Consider the following 18,510-nt stretch of genomic DNA (forward strand, 5'->3'; position numbering starts at 1 on the left):
GACCCACAGGCCGCAACGACTACTCGCCCTGATCCCGGGCGAAGCGGTCGGTGGCGGCGATGATCGCCGAGGTCATGCTGCCGCCGCCGTGACCGGTGTCGTCGAGAACCACGAGCTCGCTTCCGGGCCAGGCCCGGTGCAGTGCCCAGGCTGTGCCGAGTGGACCGCTGACGTCGTAACGCCCGTGGATCAACACGGCGGGAATCCCGTGGAGCCGCTCGATGTCACGCAGCAGCTGCCCCTCTTCCAGAAAGCAGCCGTGAGACCAGTAGTGGGTCACGAGGCGGGCGAAGGCCAGTTGAAATGCCGGGTCGGCGACCGACAAGGACGGTGCGGCGTCGGGGGCCAGCGACATGTGCGTGTCCTCCCACTCGCACCACCCGCGTGCGGCCTTGGCCCGCACCTCGGGGTCGGGATCGTGGAGCAGCCGGCTGTAGGCGGCTGACAGGTCGCCGTCGCGTTCGGCGGAGGGTACGCCGTCGCGGAACCGTTCCCACTCGCGCGGGAAAACGCGGCCCATGTCACGAGTGATCCAGTCAGTGTCGCGCCGGTCGCCGTCGGTCACGGCCGCGAGCACCATTTCGGTCACCCGCTCCGGATATGCCTGCGCGTAGGCGAGAGCGAGTGTGACGCCCCACGAACCACCCTGCACCAGCCAGCGTTCGATTCCCACGTGGACCCGTAGCGCCTCGATGTCGGCGATGAGGTGCTGCGTGGTGTTCGCCGACAGGTCGACGACCGGGTCGGTCGCCGAAGGGGTGCTGCGCCCGGAGTTGCGCTGGTCGAACAGGACCACGCGGTAGCGGTTCGGGTCGAACAGGCTTCGCAGTCGTGGAGAACTCCCTGAGCCCGGACCGCCGTGCAGCGCGACGGCCGGCTTGCCGTCGGGGTTGCCCGACACCTCCCAATACAGCGAATGGCCGTCGCCGACCTCCAACATGCCTGACTCGTATGGCTCGTTCGATGGATATGGATAACCCCTGTCGTCGGATGTACTCGCCATACAGGCATGATCGCGCACCGGTGCCTGACGCCAGAAAGGCCTGCCTTCAGGCCGGAGCAGGCCGGACCGTCAGTTCGGTCACCTGCGCGTCGGCTGGGCAGTCCAGCGCGGTGATCACGAGCGACGCGAGCGTTTCGGGACGCACGCATGCGTCAGGGTCGTAGGGACGCCCGAACTTGGCCCTGACCTCCTGCAACAGCTCAGTGTCCACACCAGATGGATAGATGCTCGTGACCCGAAGGCGCTCCTCGGCGCGCAAAGAACCGGCGAACTCCTTCAGGGCTGCTTTGCTTGCGACATAGGCCGACCAATTCGCAACCGCGTGCATACCGTCGGCGATGTTGATGAACACAACACTGCCGTTGGCTGCCCGCAAGGCAGGCAACATGCCCCTGGTCAGCTCTGCTGGGGCCATGACGTTGACAGCGAAGGTGTTCTGCCACAGCGTGGGTGGGCTTTCCTCGACCGACGCGACCTCCGCGATGCCTGCGCAGTGCACGAGCGCGTCGAGACGTTCCAGCTCCGTCAACGGCCGCGGCAGTTCGATCGGGTCGGTGAGGTCGAGGACCACCGGAACCACCTGCGGCGATGCCAGCGCAGCCAGCTTCACCGCTGACCGGCCAACGGCCAGCACACGGTCGCCCCGCGCGGCCAGTGCCCGCACGATAGCTGTGCCGATCCCACCCGTCGCGCCGGTGACCACCGCTGTCCGCGTCACGTCGGGCAGCATAGGCAAACTTTTTCCGCTGTGTGTCGATGTGCTGTCGTCTCGATCGACGCGTCGGTATGACAGACAACATGAACGAGCCAGTCTCGACACGTAACCTCGACCAGTACGGGTCCGCGGAGCTGCCGTGGAGCCGTGCGCGCGACATCCTCGCCAGCGACAGCCCGACAGCCGACCTCACGTTCTTCGTGGCGACCGTGCGTCCTGACGGACGGCCGCACTCGGCAGGGGTCGGCGCGATCTGGGTGGATGACGCGCTGTACTTCGTCGGTGGGCCGGGCACGCGCCGGTCGCGCAACCTCGCGGTCAACCCGGCGTGCAGTATTTCCGTCCGCTTGCCCGGCCTCGACCTGGTGCTTGAAGGTGACGCTCACCGGGTGACCGACTCCTCCACTTTGGAGCGTGTGGCCGGGGTGTACCGCGATGGAGGTTGGCCCGCCTCCGTGGAAGGCGACGCGCTTACGGCCCCGTTCACCGCGCCCAGCGCAGGCCCGCCGCCCTGGCACCTGTACCGCCTCACGTTGCACACCGCTTTCGGTGTGGCAGGTGCCGAGCCGCACGGCGCCACCCGCTGGGACTTCGCCCACTAATGGCGTGTGCGGCGATGTAGTTGACGACCGTACGCAATCGCGCGCCGGTCAAGCCCGCGGCGCGCGACGGGATTCGAGGGGCGCGGTCCGAGTAGTGACATCATTCCCGTTGGGGATACGCGCGTCCGCCGCGCACCGCGCGGACGAAATCGAGCGGTGTGTGGCCGCACATGTTCCGGAATTCCAGATTGAGGTGCGCCTGGTCCCAGTAGCCGCACTCGACGGCCAGCTCGGAAAGCCGTGGCTGACCGGTGATCAACGCCGTGGCGGCGCGGTGGAAGCGCAGTATCCGCGCCACCTTCTTCGGGGAAAGGCCGATCTGGTCACGAAACCGGGCCTGCAGCAGCCGTCTGCTCCAGCCCACTTCCCTGGCCAACGCGTCGATCGAGATCTTGCCGGCCCGCTGTTCCAATCGACGCCACGCCCACACCACTGTGGACGAGGGTTCCCGGCGTGTGTCGAACCACCGCGACAGTGTCTCGTCCAGCATGGCCAGGCGAGCGGGCACACTGGATTGCTCCGCGAGCCGCTCGGCGAGCTGCCTGCCTTCCTGGCCGACGAGGTCGGTCACGGACACGATGTGATCGGTCAGCTCGTGCATGCCAAGACCGAACAAGGTGTGCGCGCCCCACGGCGTGAGCAGGGCCGATGCCGAGCGGCGGGACCCTGCCGTGTCGAGCACGTAAACCCCGCCGTGCATACCGACGACCGGTGACGGCGAGACGTCGGCGTTCGCGCCGGCAAGCGACCGCCTGGGTGGACTGAAGAGGTCTAAGGTCATCACCACGACGCCGTTAGGGATGCAGCGGATCCGTAAGTCCGGACCTGAAGGCGTGTCCTCGATGACATAGCCGAGGACATAAGGGCTCAGCCATTCGGCCGGTCGGTACCAGCCCGGTTCCCATTGCATCACGTTCGACCGGCGAAGCCCGGCCAGCACCTCGACACTCATCGCCACCACCATGGCACGCCCGCGGCACCCGCCACACCCTGCGTCTTTCGCGTTTTTCCAATACGACAAGGGCCCGGTGATCAGAGTCTTTCCGGTGACCGGGTAACCCAACGGGGAGAGGTGTGAATGAAGCAGCCGTTGACCGATGGCTTTGATCCGACGTCGAACCGGGACCAGCTGACGTGAACGAGGTCAGGCCGATCGCCACTCGGCAACCGAACCGTCCACACTGGACAAAACGGGAGCGTGTACCCGCATGGTGTTCGGCGGCTCCTGCGGAGTCGGCGCCAAGTGCAGGGTATGAATACCATCATCGGCCGGTAGCCGCGCGACGCACGCGCAGTCGTCCATGGTGAACCCGGCGAACCGGTAAGCGACTTCCATCATCCGGTTTCGTTCTGTGCGCCGGAAATCCGCGGCAAGGTGCACGCCTGCGGTGGCCGCTTGGCCGGTGAGCCACCGCAGGAGCACTGTGCCCGCACCGAAGGACACCACGCGGCACGATGTGGCCAGCAGTTTGAGGTGCCACGTGGCAGGGTGCTTGGCCAGCAGTACGATCCCCACCGCGCCGTGCGGGCCGAATCGGTCGGTCAACGTGGTGACGAGCACTTCGTGGCCCGGGTCGGTGAGCAAGGAGCGGAGCACCGAGTCGGAGTAGTGCACGCCGGTGGCGTTCATCTGGCTCGTGCGCAGCGTCAGCTCCTCGACCCTGGACAGATCCTCTTCCGTCGCACGGTGAATTCCCATGCGCAGGTCGAGTGTGCGCAGGAAGTCGTCGTCAGCGCCGACGAACGTGGCGCGTTCCGCTGCACGCCGGAAACCGGCCTGGTACATCGCACGCCGGTGCTGCGAGTCCGCGGTGATCGTCGCCGGGGTGAACTCGGCCAGTGCGGTGAGGCTCGCGGCGTCTTCGGCCGGATAGCACCGGACTTCCGGCAGGTGGTGGTTGACCTCGGCGCGCTCGGTCGGCTGGTCGTCGATGAAGGCGATCGTGTGCTGTGCGAAGCCAAGCTCGTCGGCGATCGCACGCACCGAGTCGGATTTGCGGCCCCAGCCGATCTGGGGCAGGACGAAATACTCCGCGATGCCGAGCTTCTCCAGCCGTTCCCATGCGTGGTCGTGGTCATTTCGGCTGGCCACCGACTGCAGGATGCCCCGGCGGTCCAGTTCGGTGACCACACTGAGGATCTCGTCAGGCACCTGTACTCCGCCGTCCTCGAGCAGGGTTCCGCGCCACAACGTGTTGTCCAGGTCCCAGACAAGGCATTTCACGGTGCTCATCAGATCTCCCACAGGCTTACCGCCCAGGCGGCGACCGGACTGTTGTTCAATACCAGGACGTGGTCACCCGGCGCGAGCTCGTCCGAACGCAGCAGGTGGGCCAGGTTCAGCACGACGTCCATCGCGCCGAGGTGCCCGTACCGGGAAAGGTGCGTTCGGCACACCGGGTGGATGGCGATGCCGAGCAGCGACTCGTAGAAGGAGTACGCCGACGCGGTGACGTTCTGCATGATCGCGGTACGGACCTGGTCCTTGCGGACATCGGCGTGGGCGAGGACTTCCGTGACCATTCGGCTGAGCCTGGTCCGGCTGTGCATGGCCAGTTCGAAGCGGTACCGGTCCGGTGACTGGCATTCCTCGCGCCACTCGTACCAAGGCGCCTGCTTGTAGTCCACCTGGAACAGATCGTGGAACGTGCCGTCTGTCTCCATTCGATGTGCTACCAAGGCCGGTCGTCCATCGCGGACCATTGTCATCGCGTAGCCGCCGTCGCCGATCACCGTCACTGGGTAGCGCACGCGATCCGCTCCGGTTGGCCGGCTGCCATGCGCGATCAGAACGCTCTGTCTGGACGGTTGGGCCAGCAGGAGATCGTTGGCCAGCGCCCAGGCGGCACTCGAACCCGTGCAGCCAAGGCCGTCCACAGTGAACGCGAAAGAGCCGGCGAGTTTGGTGTCCGCCTGTACCCGGCAGACGTCCGAGCCGAGCAGCACGTCAGGGGCGCGGGGAGCGACCATCAGCAACATGTCCGGTTCGGACGGATGGATGCTCAGCAAATCCTGGCACGCCCGTGCCGCGAGATCGGCACTGGTCATGTCCTCGAACACGCCGACAGAGTCGATGCCGCTGCCCGCAACGAATTCTGTCTCGTCCGGGCCGAGCATGGCGAGTTCGGGGAGTTGTGCTACTGGGACTGTCTTGTTGGGAAGTACACAGTGGATCGCGCCGATCCCGATGCTCATGCCCACACCGCCATGGCGTGCTCAGCGAGCAGGATCTGGCTGATCTCGTTGCTGCCTTCGATGATCTCCATCAGTTTGGCGTCCCGGTACGCTCTGGCGACCGGGTGTCCGTCGAGGGCGCCCGCCGACGCCATGACCTGAACTGCTGCGGCTGCACCCCTGGCCGCATTGCCTGCGGCGAGGTGCTTTGCCAGCACGGCGGCCGGGACCAGTTCGGGTTTTCCATCGTCCCAGCAACGACTCGCATGCTCACACACGCGTGTTGCGGCCTGCTCGGCGACCAGCAGTTCAGCCACGTGGCGCCCAACGAGTTGGTGCTCGGCGAGCGGTTTGCCGAATTGGTGGCGTGTTCTCGCGTGTTTGGTCGTGGCGGTCAGACAGGAACGCAGGATTCCCACGCAGCCCCATGCCACCGACAGCCTGCCGTAGGTCAAAGCCGAGGTGACGAGCCATTCCAGCGGGAGACCCGCGCCGCTGAGCAGATGATCAGCGGGCAGTCGGACACTGTCGAGTTGTACGTTGGCGTGCCCGGCCGCGCGGCAACCCATTGGATCCGGCACTGCCGTCACCGTGACACCGGCTGTCGTTGTCGGCACCACGACCGCCGCCGCGCCCTGGCCATTCCGTCCGAACACGATCAAGAGGTCGGCATACGTGGCGCCGGTGACCCACACCTTGCCGCCGGTGATGACGACGTGATCGCCTTCGCGCTCGATGGTGGTCGCCATTGCGGACAGATCGCTGCCCGCCTCAGGCTCGCTGAACGCAACCCCCGCCAGTTGGCCGGAGACCAACTGTGGCAGGTATTCGGCTCGCTGCTCCGTGCTGCCGAACCGCCGAATGGTCCACGCCGCCATCCCCTGCGAGGTCATCAGGCTGCGCAGGGATGAGCACAATGCGCCGACGTGCGCGGTCAACTCACCAGCCGCCAAGCTGGACATGCCTGGTCCGCCGTATTCGGCGGGCACCTGCGGACACAACACACCTGCGGCGGCAAGCTTGCCGACCAGGTCAAGCGGCAACCGACCGGCGCGGTCCCATGCGTCAGCCTGATCGCCGACCAGGTCGGTGATCTCGGCGTGGTCAATCATCGCTGCCTCCGCGTAACCGGGTCACCAGCGCCGCCATCGCGTCGACCGTGCGGAAGTTGTCCAGGTTCAGCTCATCGCCGCTGACCTCGACACCGAACGTGCTTTCCAGGTGAGTCACCAGTTCCAGCGCGAACAGCGACGACACCAGCCCCGCGGCGAAGAGGTCGACGTCCGTGCCGACCGTGCTCTTGGTGCGCTGCTGGAGGAACTCCACCAGGTTGGCCTCGATCGTCTGCGTGTTCACCGCGTACCTCCGTGCTCGAAGAATCCCGTACCGGACTTCCGGCCGTGTTCGCCCGCTTTCACCTTGGCCACCAACAGGTCACACGGCCGGTAGCCCTCGTCGCCGGTCCGATCCAGCAGCACGTTCAGCGAATCGACGACGTTGTCCAGCCCGATCAGGTCGGCCGTGCCCAGCGGGCCGGTGCGATGCCCGAGACAGCCGGTGAACACCGCGTCGACCGCCTCGGGTGTGGCGATGCCGTCCTGCACGATCCGGGCGGCTTCGTTGATCATCCGTTGCAGAACGCGGTTGATGACGAAACCAGGGCCGTCACCGACGACAACGACCTTTGTGTTCAAAGTAGACAGAAGTGACCGCGCGGCGGCGACGGCCGCGTCACCGGTTCTCGGGCCACGGATCAGCTCGACCGTCTTGATCAGGTACGGCGGGTTCATGAAGTGGATGCCGAGGAATTCCTCCGGCCTGGCCACCGAATCGGCCATCTCGTCGATCGGGATGGCCGAGGTGTTCGACACCAGCAATGTGCCCTGCGTGACCACTGTGGACACATCGGCGAGGACCGTTGCCTTGAGCTCGGGGCGTTCGGTGATCGACTCGATCACCGCGGTCACGGATGCCACGTCGGCGATGTCGGTGGTGACCGTCAGCTCACCGGTCGCGATCCCGGACGGGAACGAACCCATCAGGGTGGCCAGCCGGAGTTGCTGGCGCACTTGGCCGCGTGCCTTGCCGAGGGTCTGCTCGTCCAGGTCGACCATGATCACGGGCAGCCCGTGGCCGATCGCGAGGGTCGCGATACCGGTGCCCATCACACCCGCGCCCAGCACAGCCAGCGTCATGCGTCCCCCTTGGTGATGAGTTCGGGTAATCGCCGGGTGAACTCGGCGAGCGAGTCGGCCAACAGGATCTCGGCGGGTTCGACGGCGATGTCCAGCCGCTGCCTGATCCGGGCCGCGACCTGGACGGCCGTCAGGGAATTGCCGCCGAGGTCAAGGAAATTGTCGTCCGGTACGACGTGCGGCACATCCAGGACGTCCTGCCAGATCCCTTGCACGGCCTCGTCGATCGGTCCGGTGCGAACGGAGGCGACTCTCGGTGTTGATTGGTCGAGCAACGTGAGCAAATGTGATCGGTCGGCCTTCCCGGTGGGGCCGGTCCGCAGTTCGTCCAACAGCACCCAGCGAGCCGGGATCATGTAGCCGGGCAACCGTTCGGCGAGCTTGGCCGACAACGTGTCGATGCCGTGGCCTGCCGCAGGGAGGACGAACCCGGCGAGGTAGGCCGTCGGTCCTTCACCCACTTTCTCGACGAAGACCGCCGTACACAGGTTCGTGGCCATGGCCGTCCGCTCGATCTCCTCGAGTTCGATCCGGTAACCACGGAGTTTGACCTGGCGATCACGCCGGCCGACCAGATCGATGGCCCCCGACGGCAATTGCCTGGCGAGGTCACCGGTCCGGTACAACCGTGCACCATCGGGCATGGTCACGAACCGTTCGGCGGTGAGGTCGGGACGGTTCAGGTAGCCCAGCGCCACTCCCGGCCCGCCGACGCACAGTTCACCTGTCCGGCCGGGCGGAAGCGGCCGCAAGTCCTCGTCGACGATGAACAAAGTCGTGTCCTGCACGGGAAAGCCGACCGGGACACGGTCGAGGCCGGTGAGACTGCTTTCGGTGCAGTCGAAGTAGCTGGCGTGCGTCGCGGTCTCGGTCGGCCCGTACCCGTTGACAAGTCTGCGCGGCGGTCCGGCCGCCAGCACACGCCGAACAGCACCGATGCCCAAATGCTCGCCGCCTACCACCAGGGTGGCCAACGAACTGAACGCGTCGGGCCGCTCCGCCGCCACGGTGTGGAACAGCGACGTGGTTATCAGCAGCGTGTCGATTCGTTCCCGACGGACCAAACAGACCCAGTCGTCGATCGGCAGGTCCAGGACAGACGGCATGATCACGACTGTGCCGCCCGCTGCCAGCGCGCCCCAGACCTCGACTGTTGTCGCGTCGAACGCGGGGTTGGACACGCTCGCGACGCGGTCACCCGGCGCCACAACGCAGTGATGCGACCGTGTAACCAGGCGGATCACCGCGCGGTGCGGGGTGATCACGCCTTTGGGCGTTCCGGTCGAACCCGACGTGTACAACACGAAGCACGGGTCGTCGCCACCGACGGACACGATCGGCGGAGGCCCGTCGTCCGCCGTGACCTCGTCTTCTGGGCCGACAACGACGCTGACCTCTGCCTCGGCGAGCATTGCCGCGATCCGGTCGGGCGGGGCGTGCGCGTCGAGAGGAAGGTACGCCGCACCCGCGCGGACGATGCCGAGCATCGCGACGACCAGTTCGGGGGAACGATTGTGGGATACGGCCACGATGTCGCCGTGGCCCACACCCTGTGCCGCGAGTCCGCGGGCGAGCAATCCCGAGCGTTCCCAAAGTTCACGGTAGGACACCGTGACACCGGTAGCCGGATCGCTCACCGCGGCCGCGTCCGGCCGCTCGTCCACCCAGCGGCGGACAGCGTGTGCACGCCAAGAACTTCCTGCGATAAGCCCATTTCCTCCCCTTTGGTGCTCAGCCCGAGTATTGATCAGGGCAGGGGAGAGCTTCCGCGCCGCCAGTACGGCAATGCGGACACCACCGGACAGGTCATCGGTTGCCCGACAAGGCAGCCCGTCGGACAGTTCGCCACAAGGGGAGTTGCTGCGACCGTCTGATGTGGACAGGTTAGACGATGCCCGCCGCGATCAACTGCTGCCAGATCACGCCTTGGTCGACGACCTCGACATCGAGTTTCTCGGCCTTGGTGAGTTTGCTGGCGCCGACGTCGGCGCCGGTGATGAGCATGTCGGTGCTCGCCGAGACCGAGGAGGCGGTGGTCGCGCCCGCTTTCTCGCACAGTCGCTGGAAGGTCGGGCGGGCGACTTTCTCGCCGGAGCGGGGATCGCTGATCGCGCCGGTGATCACCACTGACTTGCCGGCCAGCGGCGCGTCGGACGCGACGACAGGCGGCAGGTCTTCTTCGCGGACGTCCAGCGAGACGCCGCGCTCCCGGAGCCGTTCGAGTTCGGGGCGCAACCGGGCGAGGTGCGCCGACAGCGAGGCGGCGACCTTGGGGCCGATGTCGTCCACGGCGACGAGTCGTTCCTCGCCCGCGTCGGCGACTTCCTCGAGTGAGCCGAAGCCCGCGCGGCACAGCCGGGTGGCGGTGCCCTCGGAGGCCATCGGGATCGCCAGCCCGATCAGCGCCCGGCGCAGCCCGACCTGGCGGCTGGCGTCGATGGATTCGATCATGCGCGTGGCCGAGACGTCACCGATCCGGTCGAACTCCAGCAGCGTCTCCTTGGTCAGCTGGTAGAAGTCCGACGGATGCTCAAGCAGCCCCGCCTCGGCGAGCCGTTCGATCCACATCGGACCGATCGCCTCGATGTCGGCCGCGGCCCGTGAGGCCCAGTGCACCAATCGCCGCACGGTCTGAGCGGGACAGGCGACGTTGGTGCAGAACAGTTCGCGGCTGTTTCCCTGCTCGGTCAACGGCTGCTCGCACGACGGGCACGCGCTGGGCGGCACGATGTCGCGCTCGGCGCCGGTGCGTTTCGAGGCATCGAGCACGCCCGCGACGAACGGGATCACGTCACCGGCGCGACGCACCAGCACGGTGTCGCCGATCTTGATGTCGCGGGCGCGGATGACCTCCTGGTTGGCCAGCGTCGCGCGAGTGACCGTGGTCCCACCGACGAACACCGGCTCCAACTGGGCGACCGGGGCGATCTTGCCCGTCTTGCCGACGTCCCAGAGGACATCGGACAGCACCGTGGTCTTCTCCTCGGCGGCGAACTTGTAGGCCAGCGCGCCGCGGGGCGAACTCGACCGGGTGCCTGCGGCCGCGAAGGCGGCACGGTTGGCCAGGCGCAACACGGCACCGTCGAGGTCGTAGTCCAGGTCGTTGCGCTGTTGTTCGATTGCCTCGATCACCGCTTGTGCCGCCTCCGCGTCGTCGCAGTGCCGCATGTCGGCAGCGGTGAAACCGAGCGTGCGCAGCCCTTCGGCAAGATCACCCGAGTCAGCGGAGGTGTACAGGTCGAAGGCGAAGAACTGCAGGCGTCTCTCGGCGACGGTCGCCGGGTCCTTCGCGCGCAGGGTCCCGGCCGCCGCGTTGCGCGGATTGATCAGCGGCCGGTCAGGGTGCGCCACGTTGTATGCGGCGAACGTGGACCGCAGCATCACGGCCTCGCCCCGTACCTCGACCTGGCCCGTCGCCGGAATCCGATCAGGCACGCCGTCGGTCAGCGCCCGCACCAGAACCGTCACGTCGTCGCCCGTCGTGCCGTCGCCGCGGGTGACAGCCCGGGCCAACCGCCCGTCTTGGTAGACGAGTGCCAATGACAGCCCGTCCAGCTTCGGCATGACCACCACCGGCTGGCCGGGGAACCGACCGAAGAACGCCGCGACCTGCTCAGGCTTGGTCGCCTTCTCCAGCGAGAGCATGGGCCGCGAATGCCGGATCGGCGCGTGCAGGACCGCGGGCGCGCCCACCTGCTCCAGCGGGTTGGGATCAGGCGCCAACTCCGGGTTGGCGTCGATCAACGTCCGCAGCTCGTCCTCGACCGCGTCGTACTCGGCGTCCGCCACCAAGGGCGAACCCCGGTAGTACGCGTCACGCAGCACCATCACCCGGTCGGCGAGTTCCTGAATCCGTTCCCCAGCGTTCACAGCGCACAACGCTACCGGTGCCCACCGACAATATTCGGCGACAACCTCTAGCGCGGCTCCAGCATCGGCACGAGGAACCGCCGGGCGACGGTACGCAGCTGTTCGTCGTCGTCGAGGTCGACCACGTGGCTGGGCATGAGCAGGAATGAGGCCGACACCCGGGCCATCATCTCGGCGGCGAGTTCCACGTCCACGTCACTGGCGAGGTTTCCCGCGTGTTGTTCGCGGCGGAGTTGACCTGCGACGAACCGCTGGACGGTCGCCAGTGTGCGGCCGTCGTCGCTCATCATGGACGGCAGGAGCACATCCGGCTCGATGGCCAGCAGTCCACCGATGAGCGGGTTGCGCCGGATGGCCTGCAGTGAGCTCACGAAGCCGAGCACAACCCGGTCGGCGAGGGTTTTCGCTTGCTCGATGTCGATCAGGAACTGGTCGAAGTACCGGCGGAACTCGCGCCGCACCACCTGTTCGACCAAGGCGTCCTTCGTGGTGAAGCGGCGGTAGACCGTGATGCGGGAAACGCCGGCTCGCCGGGCCACGTCCTCCATGGTGGACCGCCGGATGCCCATCCGGCAGAACTGTTCGTACGCGCCGTCCAGTACGCGTGTGGTGATCTCGTCGCTGTCGTCGGCGCGTTCGACAGCTTCGGCGAACGCGCGTTCCAGCAACGAATCCGAGTCCGCTGTCATGGCCTGTCCAAGATTGGGGCTGGTGCTGGGGCCTGGCTCGTGGTCTCCTGGAGATACGCGGTTACACATCTTGTATCACAGTATCAGCGACGTTCCACCGGACTCAAGGAGGAGTCGGGGTATGGAGGGAATCAGCCGACGCAAGATGTTGATCATGGGCAGTGGGGCGCTCGGTGCGCTGAGCATGGCCACGCCCGCACAGGCAAGCGGTTCCGATCCGCGCTGGATATGGGACCCCGAGGCCGATCCGGTGGTCGCGTCGATCCTTGACCGCGGTCAGGTCCCCGAGGTGAACCGCCTGCTGCGCACCTGGACCCGCAACGACCAGCCGCTGCCCGCCGGGCTGCCCGCGGACTTGCGGGCGTTCATCGACAAGGCCCGCGAGCTGCCGTCGTGGGCGAATCAGTCCACATTAGATCGCGCAGCCGATTTCGTTGAGACCAAAGGTACTTATCTGATCCTGTTGTACGGGCTGGGTGGTGGCATGCTCAGCTGTGCGATTCCCAACGAGGCTCGTGCGGTCTACTACTCCAAGGGTGGCGCGGATTTGAAGGATCGCGCGGCCAAGACCGGCAAGCTCGGGTACGACATCCAAGAGCGAAACGCATTCCAGCCGGACGGGCACTTACTGGTGACCGCGGTCAAGACCAGGTTGGTGCACGCCGCCGTCCGGCATCTGCTGCCACAATCCCCTTACTGGAAACAGGGAATTCCGATCAGCCAGAACGACATGCTCGTCACCTGGCACACGCTGCCCACTTATGTGATGCGCAAGCTGACCGAATGGCGCGTGCGGGTCACTCCGGCCGAGTCCGCGGCGTTTCTGCACGTCTGGCAAGTGACCGCGCACATGCTCGGCATCCGGGACGAATTCATCCCCGCCACATGGGAAGCGGCCAACGCCCAGTCCAAACAGGTGCTCGACCCGGCGATGGGACGCACCCGCGAGGGCGTCGACCTGGCCGACCGGATCCTGGACATCTCCGCCAAGGGAATCACTCCCGGCGGGAGTACGCGGCCGTTGCTGAACGCACTCGCCCGTTACGTGGTCGGCGACCGGGCCGCCGACATGGCCGCGATTCCCCGTGAAGTGGTCTGGGAACCGCTGATCCGCACCGGAGTCCCGGCATGGATCGCGTTGCGGGAGAACCTGACCCCGCTGCCGCTGGTGCCCAAGATCGCCTGGACCCTCGACGAGGCCATCCGCAAGTACATCCTGTTCTACCTGTCCGGTGGCGAGCAGATCAGCATCGAGATACCGGATGCCAACCGGCCTTCCTGAATGCAATGGCTGACAACGTTTTGTCCGTTTCGAGTGGCACGAACAGTCCTACTGATCAACGAAAGCGGCGGTTTACGCTGCTGTACACGTTTCAGGGGAGGGACTGTGATGAATTACCTGACCGATCGAGCCGTGCGATGACGGACGTGACGATTTTCCCGCCCGCGCCAGCGGGATTCGACGCACTCACGGCGAGCAAAACCGACCTGATGCGCTACGGCTTGCCGCAACGTCCCGACCCGCGGACACAACCTGTGCCCGCGGCGTTGTGGGAACAACGGGCCCGCCGCTATCAGGGGTACGAACACCTCGAGCCCCGGCTGACACCCGCGACACAACCGGTCGATCCGACCATTGCGGAATTGCCGGAGCTGATGTCGTGTGGCTTCGAACTGTTCAGCAACGGCGGCCCGATCACGATGTTCTCCGGCACGTGGACGGTGCCGAATCTGAACTACACCACCGGCCTCGGCCAGCTGCCGAACAGCTACCGCACGTTCTTCGGCCTTGGGTTTCTTGACGTGCACGTATCGATGTCGGTGGATCCGGCGCAGAACGTCACATCGGCGATCACGATCCACACCGGCGCGCAGGTCGGGCTGCCGGTGCGGCCCGGTGACACCATCAGCGCGACCCTGTGCCTGCTGACCAACGAAACCGGCACAGCACACTACTTCCTGGCCAACCAGACCACGAAGCAGACCGTGAACGTGCAGATGGAGACGGGCTTCCCGCCCGCGGTCACGATCAACGCGGGGGTGAGCCGCGGCCTGGTCGCCGACCGCCCCAGCCCGTTGGCCAAGTTCGGTGCGGTGTACTTCGACGAGCTGTCCGCCTCGGCCTCCGGTCCGACGGTGCTGCTGACCAACGGCACACCGACCACGATGGTCGACTTCGACGGGACGAAGCTGGCGACACCGGTGCGGCTGAACGACTTCGCGTTCAAGGTGATCCACGAGTAGAACCCGGCGCGGCCTTGGTGGTGGAGCGATCCACCACCAAGGCGGGGCGCGGACCTGGTAGAAGATCTATGTGGCGACAACGCGTGACTGGGCCGAACAACTCGACGCCAACGATGAACTGGCCGTCTACCGTGACCGCTTTGTCCCGATCGTGGACCCCGGTCTGGTGGCCTACCTCGACGGCAACTCCCTGGGCCGTCCGCTGCTGGCCACGGCGGAGCGGCTTGAACACCTCGTGCGCCACGAGTGGGGCTCCCGCCTGATCCGCTCGTGGTCAGAGGGATGGCTCACGCTGCCCGAGCGTGTCGGCGACGAGCTCGGCCGGGTCGCCATTGGCGCCGCGCCGGGGCAGGTGATTGTCGCCGATTCGACGTCAGTGTGCCTGTACAAGACCGTCAGGGCCGCTCTCGCACTGCGCCCAGGCCGGATCGAGATCGTCACGGACACCTCGAACTTCCCGACTGACCGGTTCGTTGTGGACGGTATTGCCGAGCAGTTCGCGTTGACTGTCAAGCGGATCTCCCCGGACCCGTTGACCGGTGTCCGACCCGACGATGTCGACGCTGCCGTCGGTGACGGCACCGCGGTCGTTGTGTTGTCCCATGTGGACTACCGATCCGCGGCGGTCGCGGACATGGCTGCCATCACCCGCATCGCGCACGGCCGTGGCGCGCTTGTCGTGTGGGACCTTTGCCACAGCGCGGGAGCGATGCCAGTCGAATTGGACGCCGCCGGCGTCGACTTCGCGGTCGGCTGCACGTACAAGTTCCTCAACGCGGGTCCGGGTGCGCCCGCGTTTCTCTACGTCAATTCCAAGCACCACAACGGTTTCCGGCAACCGATCACCGGCTGGATCGGCGCGGAGGACATTTTCGCCATGGCCGACCGATTCCGCCCGGCGCCCGGGATCCGCCGTGCGTTGTCCGGCACGCCGCCGATCACCGGGATGGTCGGCGTCGACGAGGGCGTGGCCCTGCTGGCCGAGGCCGGGATCGGCCGAGTGCGGACGAAGGCGCAGGCCTTGGGCCGGTTGGTGATCGAGTTGGCGGACGAATGGCTGGTTCCGCTGGGATTCACGGTGGCCTCACCGCGGTCGGACGAACTGCGGGGCGCGCACGTCATGCTCAGGCATCCCGATGCGGAACGGTTGTCCCAGAGGCTGATCGACAATGGCGTCATCATCGACTTCCGCAACCCGGATGGGATCCGCGTCGGGCTGAGCCCGCTCACCACCAGCTACGCCGAGGTCTGGCACGCACTGAGCGTGATCAGCGACGTCGCCGGGACCGGTCCCTGACGTAACACGGCACGCTGAGAGCATGAACGAGCGTCCCCAGCGCCCTCCCGTGCTGATCGCCGCCCTCGTGGCGCTGCCACTGGCAGCTTTGCTGTTCGGTATGACGGCGGCGAACCTCGGCGGCTCGGGGAGTACGCACACGAGCCTGCCATCACTGGCCCTGGTGCTCTCCCTGCTCGCGATCCGCTTCAATTGGGCCCGGACAGTGTCGGTGATCGTGCTGGCCTTCCTGACGGTCCAATGGCTGCCGGGCGCCGTCGAGTACGTGGACGAAGCCAGAACGCAGCAGGCCGCGATCTACGTCCTGATCGCCACGGCCTTCTACGGGACAGGTGCCGTTCTCGTCTACATGACCCCGTCGAACCAGTACTACCGACGGGCCGCCGAGTGGCGACACAGCCGAAAGCAGCAGGCCACCTGAGGCGGACTACTCGGCTGGGAAGCGGGCCGCGTAGCTGCCGGAGGAGAAGCCCGGCACAAGGTCCTTCATGAACCTCCCGGACCGATCGGACCAGTTCTGATAGCCGAGGCTGTGGTAGAAGGCGTGTGCGTCGGCCCGCCGGTTCGCGCTTGTCACCTCCATCTGCATGCAGCCGAAACCTCGCGCGATGTCCTCCGCGTGCGCCATCAGCACTTTGCCGATTCCCTGCCCGCGCATGGCATCCGACGTCACGATCGCCACGACGCGCCCCCAACGGCCTGGCCGTTCGAGAAACGGCAACGATGCCACAGCGACAACACCGGCGATCTGGCCGTCGTGCTCCGCGACCAGCACTGCGCCGGCAGGCTCAGCGGCCCAGCTTTCCAGTCGTTGCCGGACACTCTCCTCGTCATTGTCCGGATAGCCGAGTTGCTCCAACAATGACAGCACCGCAGCAGCGTCCTCAGGTTCCGCAGAGCGCACAGTCATACAGTGCACTTTAGATGCCTATAGGCAGGGTGGCCGGTAGCCGTCGATGTGCAGTCCACGGAACTGGAGCTTGTTCGGCGTTTTTCCAACGAAAACGAATCCGCGTGCCTCGCGCAGCGCCGACGCGAACGAATAGGACGGCGTGCCCAGTTCAGGCAGCGTCATCCAGGCGTTGGGGGAGAAGCTGAAGAACTTCCGCACGACCTTCCCACCCGTCGAAGGCACCAGCGTGAGCCACTTGTCGCCGCCGCTCCAATGCGACGCCGGGCGCAACTGGACATAGAGATCGTCGGTCGCGCTGTAGGTCATCCAGAAACCCGACGACTTACCAAGGTCGACCTGTGCCTCGAACTGGTTGGCCAGCCACACGACCACCACGTGCCACTCGACGTTGAGGAACTCGACCTTGGCCGTGTACCTGCTGCCCTCGCGGACAAGCAGGCTCCCAGTCGCCGGCACGGTCGTGCCCTCGCCGCTGGCGATCCACTGTTGCAGCCGGTCGATTGACGGCGTCGCGCACTCACAGTTCCGCGCGGGCGTCGCGTTGGCAACTGTTCCCGGGCCCAGCAGGCCCATTACGAGAACAGACGCGATTGCCGCGAATGTCCCGATGAACGGGACCCTTTTCCGTTGTTGCGTCAAGGCTAAGCGCATTCCAGCGAACCTAGCAGAAGCTACTTCCAAGCGGCACAGTGCGAATTCAGATCCGATGTGGACAAACTGGTGCCCTGCATTTCAACTGCGTGCGCGCAGTGGGGCGCCAACTGTGTGCAGGTGTCGTAGCACCCAGGCGTACGAGGCCGCGATGCTGCATTGGGTGTAGGACACGGCGCGTTGGTGGCAGAAAGCCTGCACGAGTGGTTGAGCGCGGCGCAGGTTGGGGCGCGGCATGTTCGGGAACAAGTGGTGCTCGATCTGGTAGTTGAGCCCGCCGAGCAGGAAGTCGACCCATCGGCCGCCGGTGATGTTGCGGGACGTCAGCACCTGCCTGCGCAGGAAGTCCACCTTCTGTCCCGCCGGCAGGATCGGCATGCCCTTGTGGTTCGGTGCGAACGAGAGCCCCAGGTACACGCCCATCACGGCATGGTGCACAACAATGAACAACACCGCTTGTGCCGGTGAGAGCACGAGGAAAACAGCGGTTGTGTAGACCGCCAGATGACCCACCAGAAGTGCTGCCTCGACCGCGGCGGCTTTGACCTGCTTTCGCATCAGCGCTTCGATACCGGCTGCCTTCAACATGATCGCCTGCGTCATCAGCAACGGCAGAAACAGCAGGGCCTGGTATTTGGCGATCCAGCGGAGGAATCCCTGTTTCGCCACAGCTTGTTCCTCGCTGAACGCCAGCGCGGGGATGTCGATGTCGGGATCGGCGTCTTCCTGGTTGGGGTTGGCGTGGTGACGCGTGTGTTTGCCGATCCACCAGCCGTAGCTGATTCCGGTGAACGCACCGTGTGCGTACCCGATGATGGCGTTGCCACGGCGGGTTCGGAGAATCTGGTGATGGCCGGCGTCGTGACCGATGAACGCGAACTGCGTCAGCACGATCGCGACGTACGCGGCGGTGAGCAACTGCCACCACGTGTCGCCCAGAATGACGAACGCGACCGCACCCGCTGCCAGCAGGACGACGTTGGCGCCGATCCTGGCCACGTAGTAGCCGATCCGGCGCTGCAACAGTCCAGCTTGTTTGATCTGCCGAGCCAAGTCGGCGAAATCGCTACCTCGGGTGGTGACGGGTGCGACCGGTACGCCAGTCATGGGTGTCCGCCGTTCTGCGCGTGATGAGGGAACGGTGTGTCCCTGTTAGG

19 protein-coding genes are annotated in these 18,510 nt (G+C 66.1%); 5 read left to right on the forward strand and 14 right to left on the reverse strand.

The annotated features are described in order from the left end of the window. Positions 1-19: 19 nt before the first annotated feature. Together pip and B9C43_RS05610 are read right to left on the reverse strand one after the other, a co-directional pair. On the reverse strand, positions 20-1,003 hold the full coding sequence (pip, locus tag B9C43_RS05605; RefSeq protein WP_084424944.1) for a prolyl aminopeptidase: 984 nt from the start codon (positions 1,001-1,003) through the stop codon (positions 20-22). A gap of 46 nt (positions 1,004-1,049) precedes the next feature. Continuing rightward, positions 1,050-1,721 carry an SDR family oxidoreductase gene (locus tag B9C43_RS05610; protein ID WP_200825428.1) on the reverse strand — a complete coding sequence of 224 codons (672 nt, stop codon included), beginning with the start codon at positions 1,719-1,721 and terminating at the stop codon, positions 1,050-1,052. 80 nt (positions 1,722-1,801) lie between these two features. Here B9C43_RS05610 and B9C43_RS05615 point away from each other — a divergent pair, with 80 nt between their 5' ends. Further along, positions 1,802-2,320 (forward strand): pyridoxamine 5'-phosphate oxidase family protein, encoded by a 519-nt coding sequence (locus B9C43_RS05615; RefSeq protein WP_084425602.1) that lies wholly within the window; start codon positions 1,802-1,804, stop codon positions 2,318-2,320. A 100-nt stretch (positions 2,321-2,420) separates the two neighbouring features. Here B9C43_RS05615 and B9C43_RS05620 read toward each other — a convergent pair whose 3' ends face one another. From B9C43_RS05620 to B9C43_RS05660, 9 genes are all read right to left on the reverse strand, one after another. Then, entirely contained in the window at positions 2,421-3,272 is an 852-nt protein-coding gene (locus B9C43_RS05620; protein ID WP_160096341.1) for a helix-turn-helix domain-containing protein, read from the reverse strand. A gap of 192 nt (positions 3,273-3,464) precedes the next feature. After that, on the reverse strand, positions 3,465-4,553 hold the full coding sequence (locus tag B9C43_RS05625) for an HAD-IIIC family phosphatase (protein ID WP_084425603.1): 1,089 nt from the start codon (positions 4,551-4,553) through the stop codon (positions 3,465-3,467). Further along, complete coding sequence (locus tag B9C43_RS05630; RefSeq protein WP_084425604.1) at positions 4,553-5,515, reverse strand: 3-oxoacyl-[acyl-carrier-protein] synthase III C-terminal domain-containing protein; 963 nt, start codon at positions 5,513-5,515, stop codon at positions 4,553-4,555. The genes B9C43_RS05625 and B9C43_RS05630 overlap by 1 nt, the downstream gene beginning before the upstream one ends. Next, positions 5,512-6,606, reverse strand: a complete 1,095-nt coding sequence (locus B9C43_RS05635) for an acyl-CoA dehydrogenase family protein (protein WP_084424947.1) — start codon at positions 6,604-6,606, stop codon at positions 5,512-5,514. Before B9C43_RS05635 ends, B9C43_RS05630 begins: the two co-directional genes overlap by 4 nt. After that, on the reverse strand, positions 6,599-6,850 hold the full coding sequence (locus B9C43_RS05640; RefSeq protein WP_200825429.1) for an acyl carrier protein: 252 nt from the start codon (positions 6,848-6,850) through the stop codon (positions 6,599-6,601). Before B9C43_RS05640 ends, B9C43_RS05635 begins: the two co-directional genes overlap by 8 nt. Then, positions 6,847-7,689 carry a 3-hydroxyacyl-CoA dehydrogenase family protein gene (locus tag B9C43_RS05645; protein ID WP_084424949.1) on the reverse strand — a complete coding sequence of 281 codons (843 nt, stop codon included), beginning with the start codon at positions 7,687-7,689 and terminating at the stop codon, positions 6,847-6,849. Before B9C43_RS05645 ends, B9C43_RS05640 begins: the two co-directional genes overlap by 4 nt. After that, positions 7,686-9,353 (reverse strand): non-ribosomal peptide synthetase, encoded by a 1,668-nt coding sequence (locus tag B9C43_RS05650; protein ID WP_084424950.1) that lies wholly within the window; start codon positions 9,351-9,353, stop codon positions 7,686-7,688. The genes B9C43_RS05645 and B9C43_RS05650 overlap by 4 nt, the downstream gene beginning before the upstream one ends. Positions 9,354-9,573: 220 nt before the next feature. Then, positions 9,574-11,559, reverse strand: coding sequence for an NAD-dependent DNA ligase LigA (gene ligA, locus B9C43_RS05655; protein WP_084424951.1), 1,986 nt, complete (start codon positions 11,557-11,559; stop codon positions 9,574-9,576). A 47-nt stretch (positions 11,560-11,606) separates the two neighbouring features. Further along, positions 11,607-12,248 (reverse strand): TetR/AcrR family transcriptional regulator, encoded by a 642-nt coding sequence (locus tag B9C43_RS05660; protein WP_143446136.1) that lies wholly within the window; start codon positions 12,246-12,248, stop codon positions 11,607-11,609. 121 nt (positions 12,249-12,369) lie between these two features. On the opposite strand from B9C43_RS05660, the gene B9C43_RS05665 reads away from it, so the two are divergent. From B9C43_RS05665 to B9C43_RS05680, 4 genes are all read left to right on the forward strand, one after another. After that, complete coding sequence (locus B9C43_RS05665) at positions 12,370-13,530, forward strand: oxygenase MpaB family protein (protein ID WP_084424953.1); 1,161 nt, start codon at positions 12,370-12,372, stop codon at positions 13,528-13,530. 137 nt (positions 13,531-13,667) lie between these two features. Then, positions 13,668-14,492, forward strand: a complete 825-nt coding sequence (locus B9C43_RS05670) for a G1 family glutamic endopeptidase (RefSeq protein ID WP_160096343.1) — start codon at positions 13,668-13,670, stop codon at positions 14,490-14,492. A 70-nt stretch (positions 14,493-14,562) separates the two neighbouring features. Continuing rightward, positions 14,563-15,789 carry a kynureninase gene (locus B9C43_RS05675; protein ID WP_143446137.1) on the forward strand — a complete coding sequence of 409 codons (1,227 nt, stop codon included), beginning with the start codon at positions 14,563-14,565 and terminating at the stop codon, positions 15,787-15,789. A gap of 22 nt (positions 15,790-15,811) precedes the next feature. Then, positions 15,812-16,210, forward strand: a complete 399-nt coding sequence (locus tag B9C43_RS05680) for a hypothetical protein (protein WP_143446138.1) — start codon at positions 15,812-15,814, stop codon at positions 16,208-16,210. Between the two features lie 6 nt (positions 16,211-16,216). Here the strand turns inward: B9C43_RS05680 and B9C43_RS05685 are convergent, their stop codons facing one another. The 3 genes from B9C43_RS05685 to B9C43_RS05695 all read right to left on the reverse strand — a co-directional run bounded on the left by B9C43_RS05685 (position 16,217) and on the right by B9C43_RS05695 (position 18,460). Further along, positions 16,217-16,699, reverse strand: coding sequence for a GNAT family N-acetyltransferase (locus B9C43_RS05685; RefSeq protein ID WP_051896172.1), 483 nt, complete (start codon positions 16,697-16,699; stop codon positions 16,217-16,219). Positions 16,700-16,717: 18 nt separating this feature from the next. Continuing rightward, on the reverse strand, positions 16,718-17,275 hold the full coding sequence (locus tag B9C43_RS05690) for a hypothetical protein (RefSeq protein ID WP_407657080.1): 558 nt from the start codon (positions 17,273-17,275) through the stop codon (positions 16,718-16,720). Between the two features lie 159 nt (positions 17,276-17,434). Continuing rightward, positions 17,435-18,460, reverse strand: a complete 1,026-nt coding sequence (locus tag B9C43_RS05695; RefSeq protein ID WP_084424958.1) for a fatty acid desaturase family protein — start codon at positions 18,458-18,460, stop codon at positions 17,435-17,437. Between the last annotated feature and the right edge of the window lie 50 nt (positions 18,461-18,510).

This window comes from Kibdelosporangium aridum (assembly GCF_900176515.1).
Taxonomy (GTDB): domain Bacteria; phylum Actinomycetota; class Actinomycetes; order Mycobacteriales; family Pseudonocardiaceae; genus Kibdelosporangium; species Kibdelosporangium aridum.

Bases quoted from the DNA above. Each gene is read 5' to 3' on its own strand.
- pip (WP_084424944.1), bottom strand. From the start codon at position 1,003: ATGGCGAGTACATCCGACGACAGGGGTTATCCATATCCATCGAACGAG.
- B9C43_RS05615 (WP_084425602.1), top strand. From the start codon at position 1,802: ATGAACGAGCCAGTCTCGACACGTAACCTCGACCAGTACGGGTCCGCG.
- B9C43_RS05620 (WP_160096341.1), bottom strand. From the start codon at position 3,272: ATGAGTGTCGAGGTGCTGGCCGGGCTTCGCCGGTCGAACGTGATGCAA.
- B9C43_RS05625 (WP_084425603.1), bottom strand. From the start codon at position 4,553: ATGAGCACCGTGAAATGCCTTGTCTGGGACCTGGACAACACGTTGTGG.
- B9C43_RS05630 (WP_084425604.1), bottom strand. From the start codon at position 5,515: ATGAGCATCGGGATCGGCGCGATCCACTGTGTACTTCCCAACAAGACA.
- B9C43_RS05635 (WP_084424947.1), bottom strand. From the start codon at position 6,606: ATGATTGACCACGCCGAGATCACCGACCTGGTCGGCGATCAGGCTGAC.
- B9C43_RS05645 (WP_084424949.1), bottom strand. From the start codon at position 7,689: ATGACGCTGGCTGTGCTGGGCGCGGGTGTGATGGGCACCGGTATCGCG.
- B9C43_RS05660 (WP_143446136.1), bottom strand. From the start codon at position 12,248: ATGACAGCGGACTCGGATTCGTTGCTGGAACGCGCGTTCGCCGAAGCT.
- B9C43_RS05665 (WP_084424953.1), top strand. From the start codon at position 12,370: ATGGAGGGAATCAGCCGACGCAAGATGTTGATCATGGGCAGTGGGGCG.
- B9C43_RS05670 (WP_160096343.1), top strand. From the start codon at position 13,668: ATGACGGACGTGACGATTTTCCCGCCCGCGCCAGCGGGATTCGACGCA.
- B9C43_RS05680 (WP_143446138.1), top strand. From the start codon at position 15,812: ATGAACGAGCGTCCCCAGCGCCCTCCCGTGCTGATCGCCGCCCTCGTG.
- B9C43_RS05685 (WP_051896172.1), bottom strand. From the start codon at position 16,699: ATGACTGTGCGCTCTGCGGAACCTGAGGACGCTGCTGCGGTGCTGTCA.
- B9C43_RS05690 (WP_407657080.1), bottom strand. From the start codon at position 17,275: ATGGGCCTGCTGGGCCCGGGAACAGTTGCCAACGCGACGCCCGCGCGG.
- B9C43_RS05695 (WP_084424958.1), bottom strand. From the start codon at position 18,460: ATGACTGGCGTACCGGTCGCACCCGTCACCACCCGAGGTAGCGATTTC.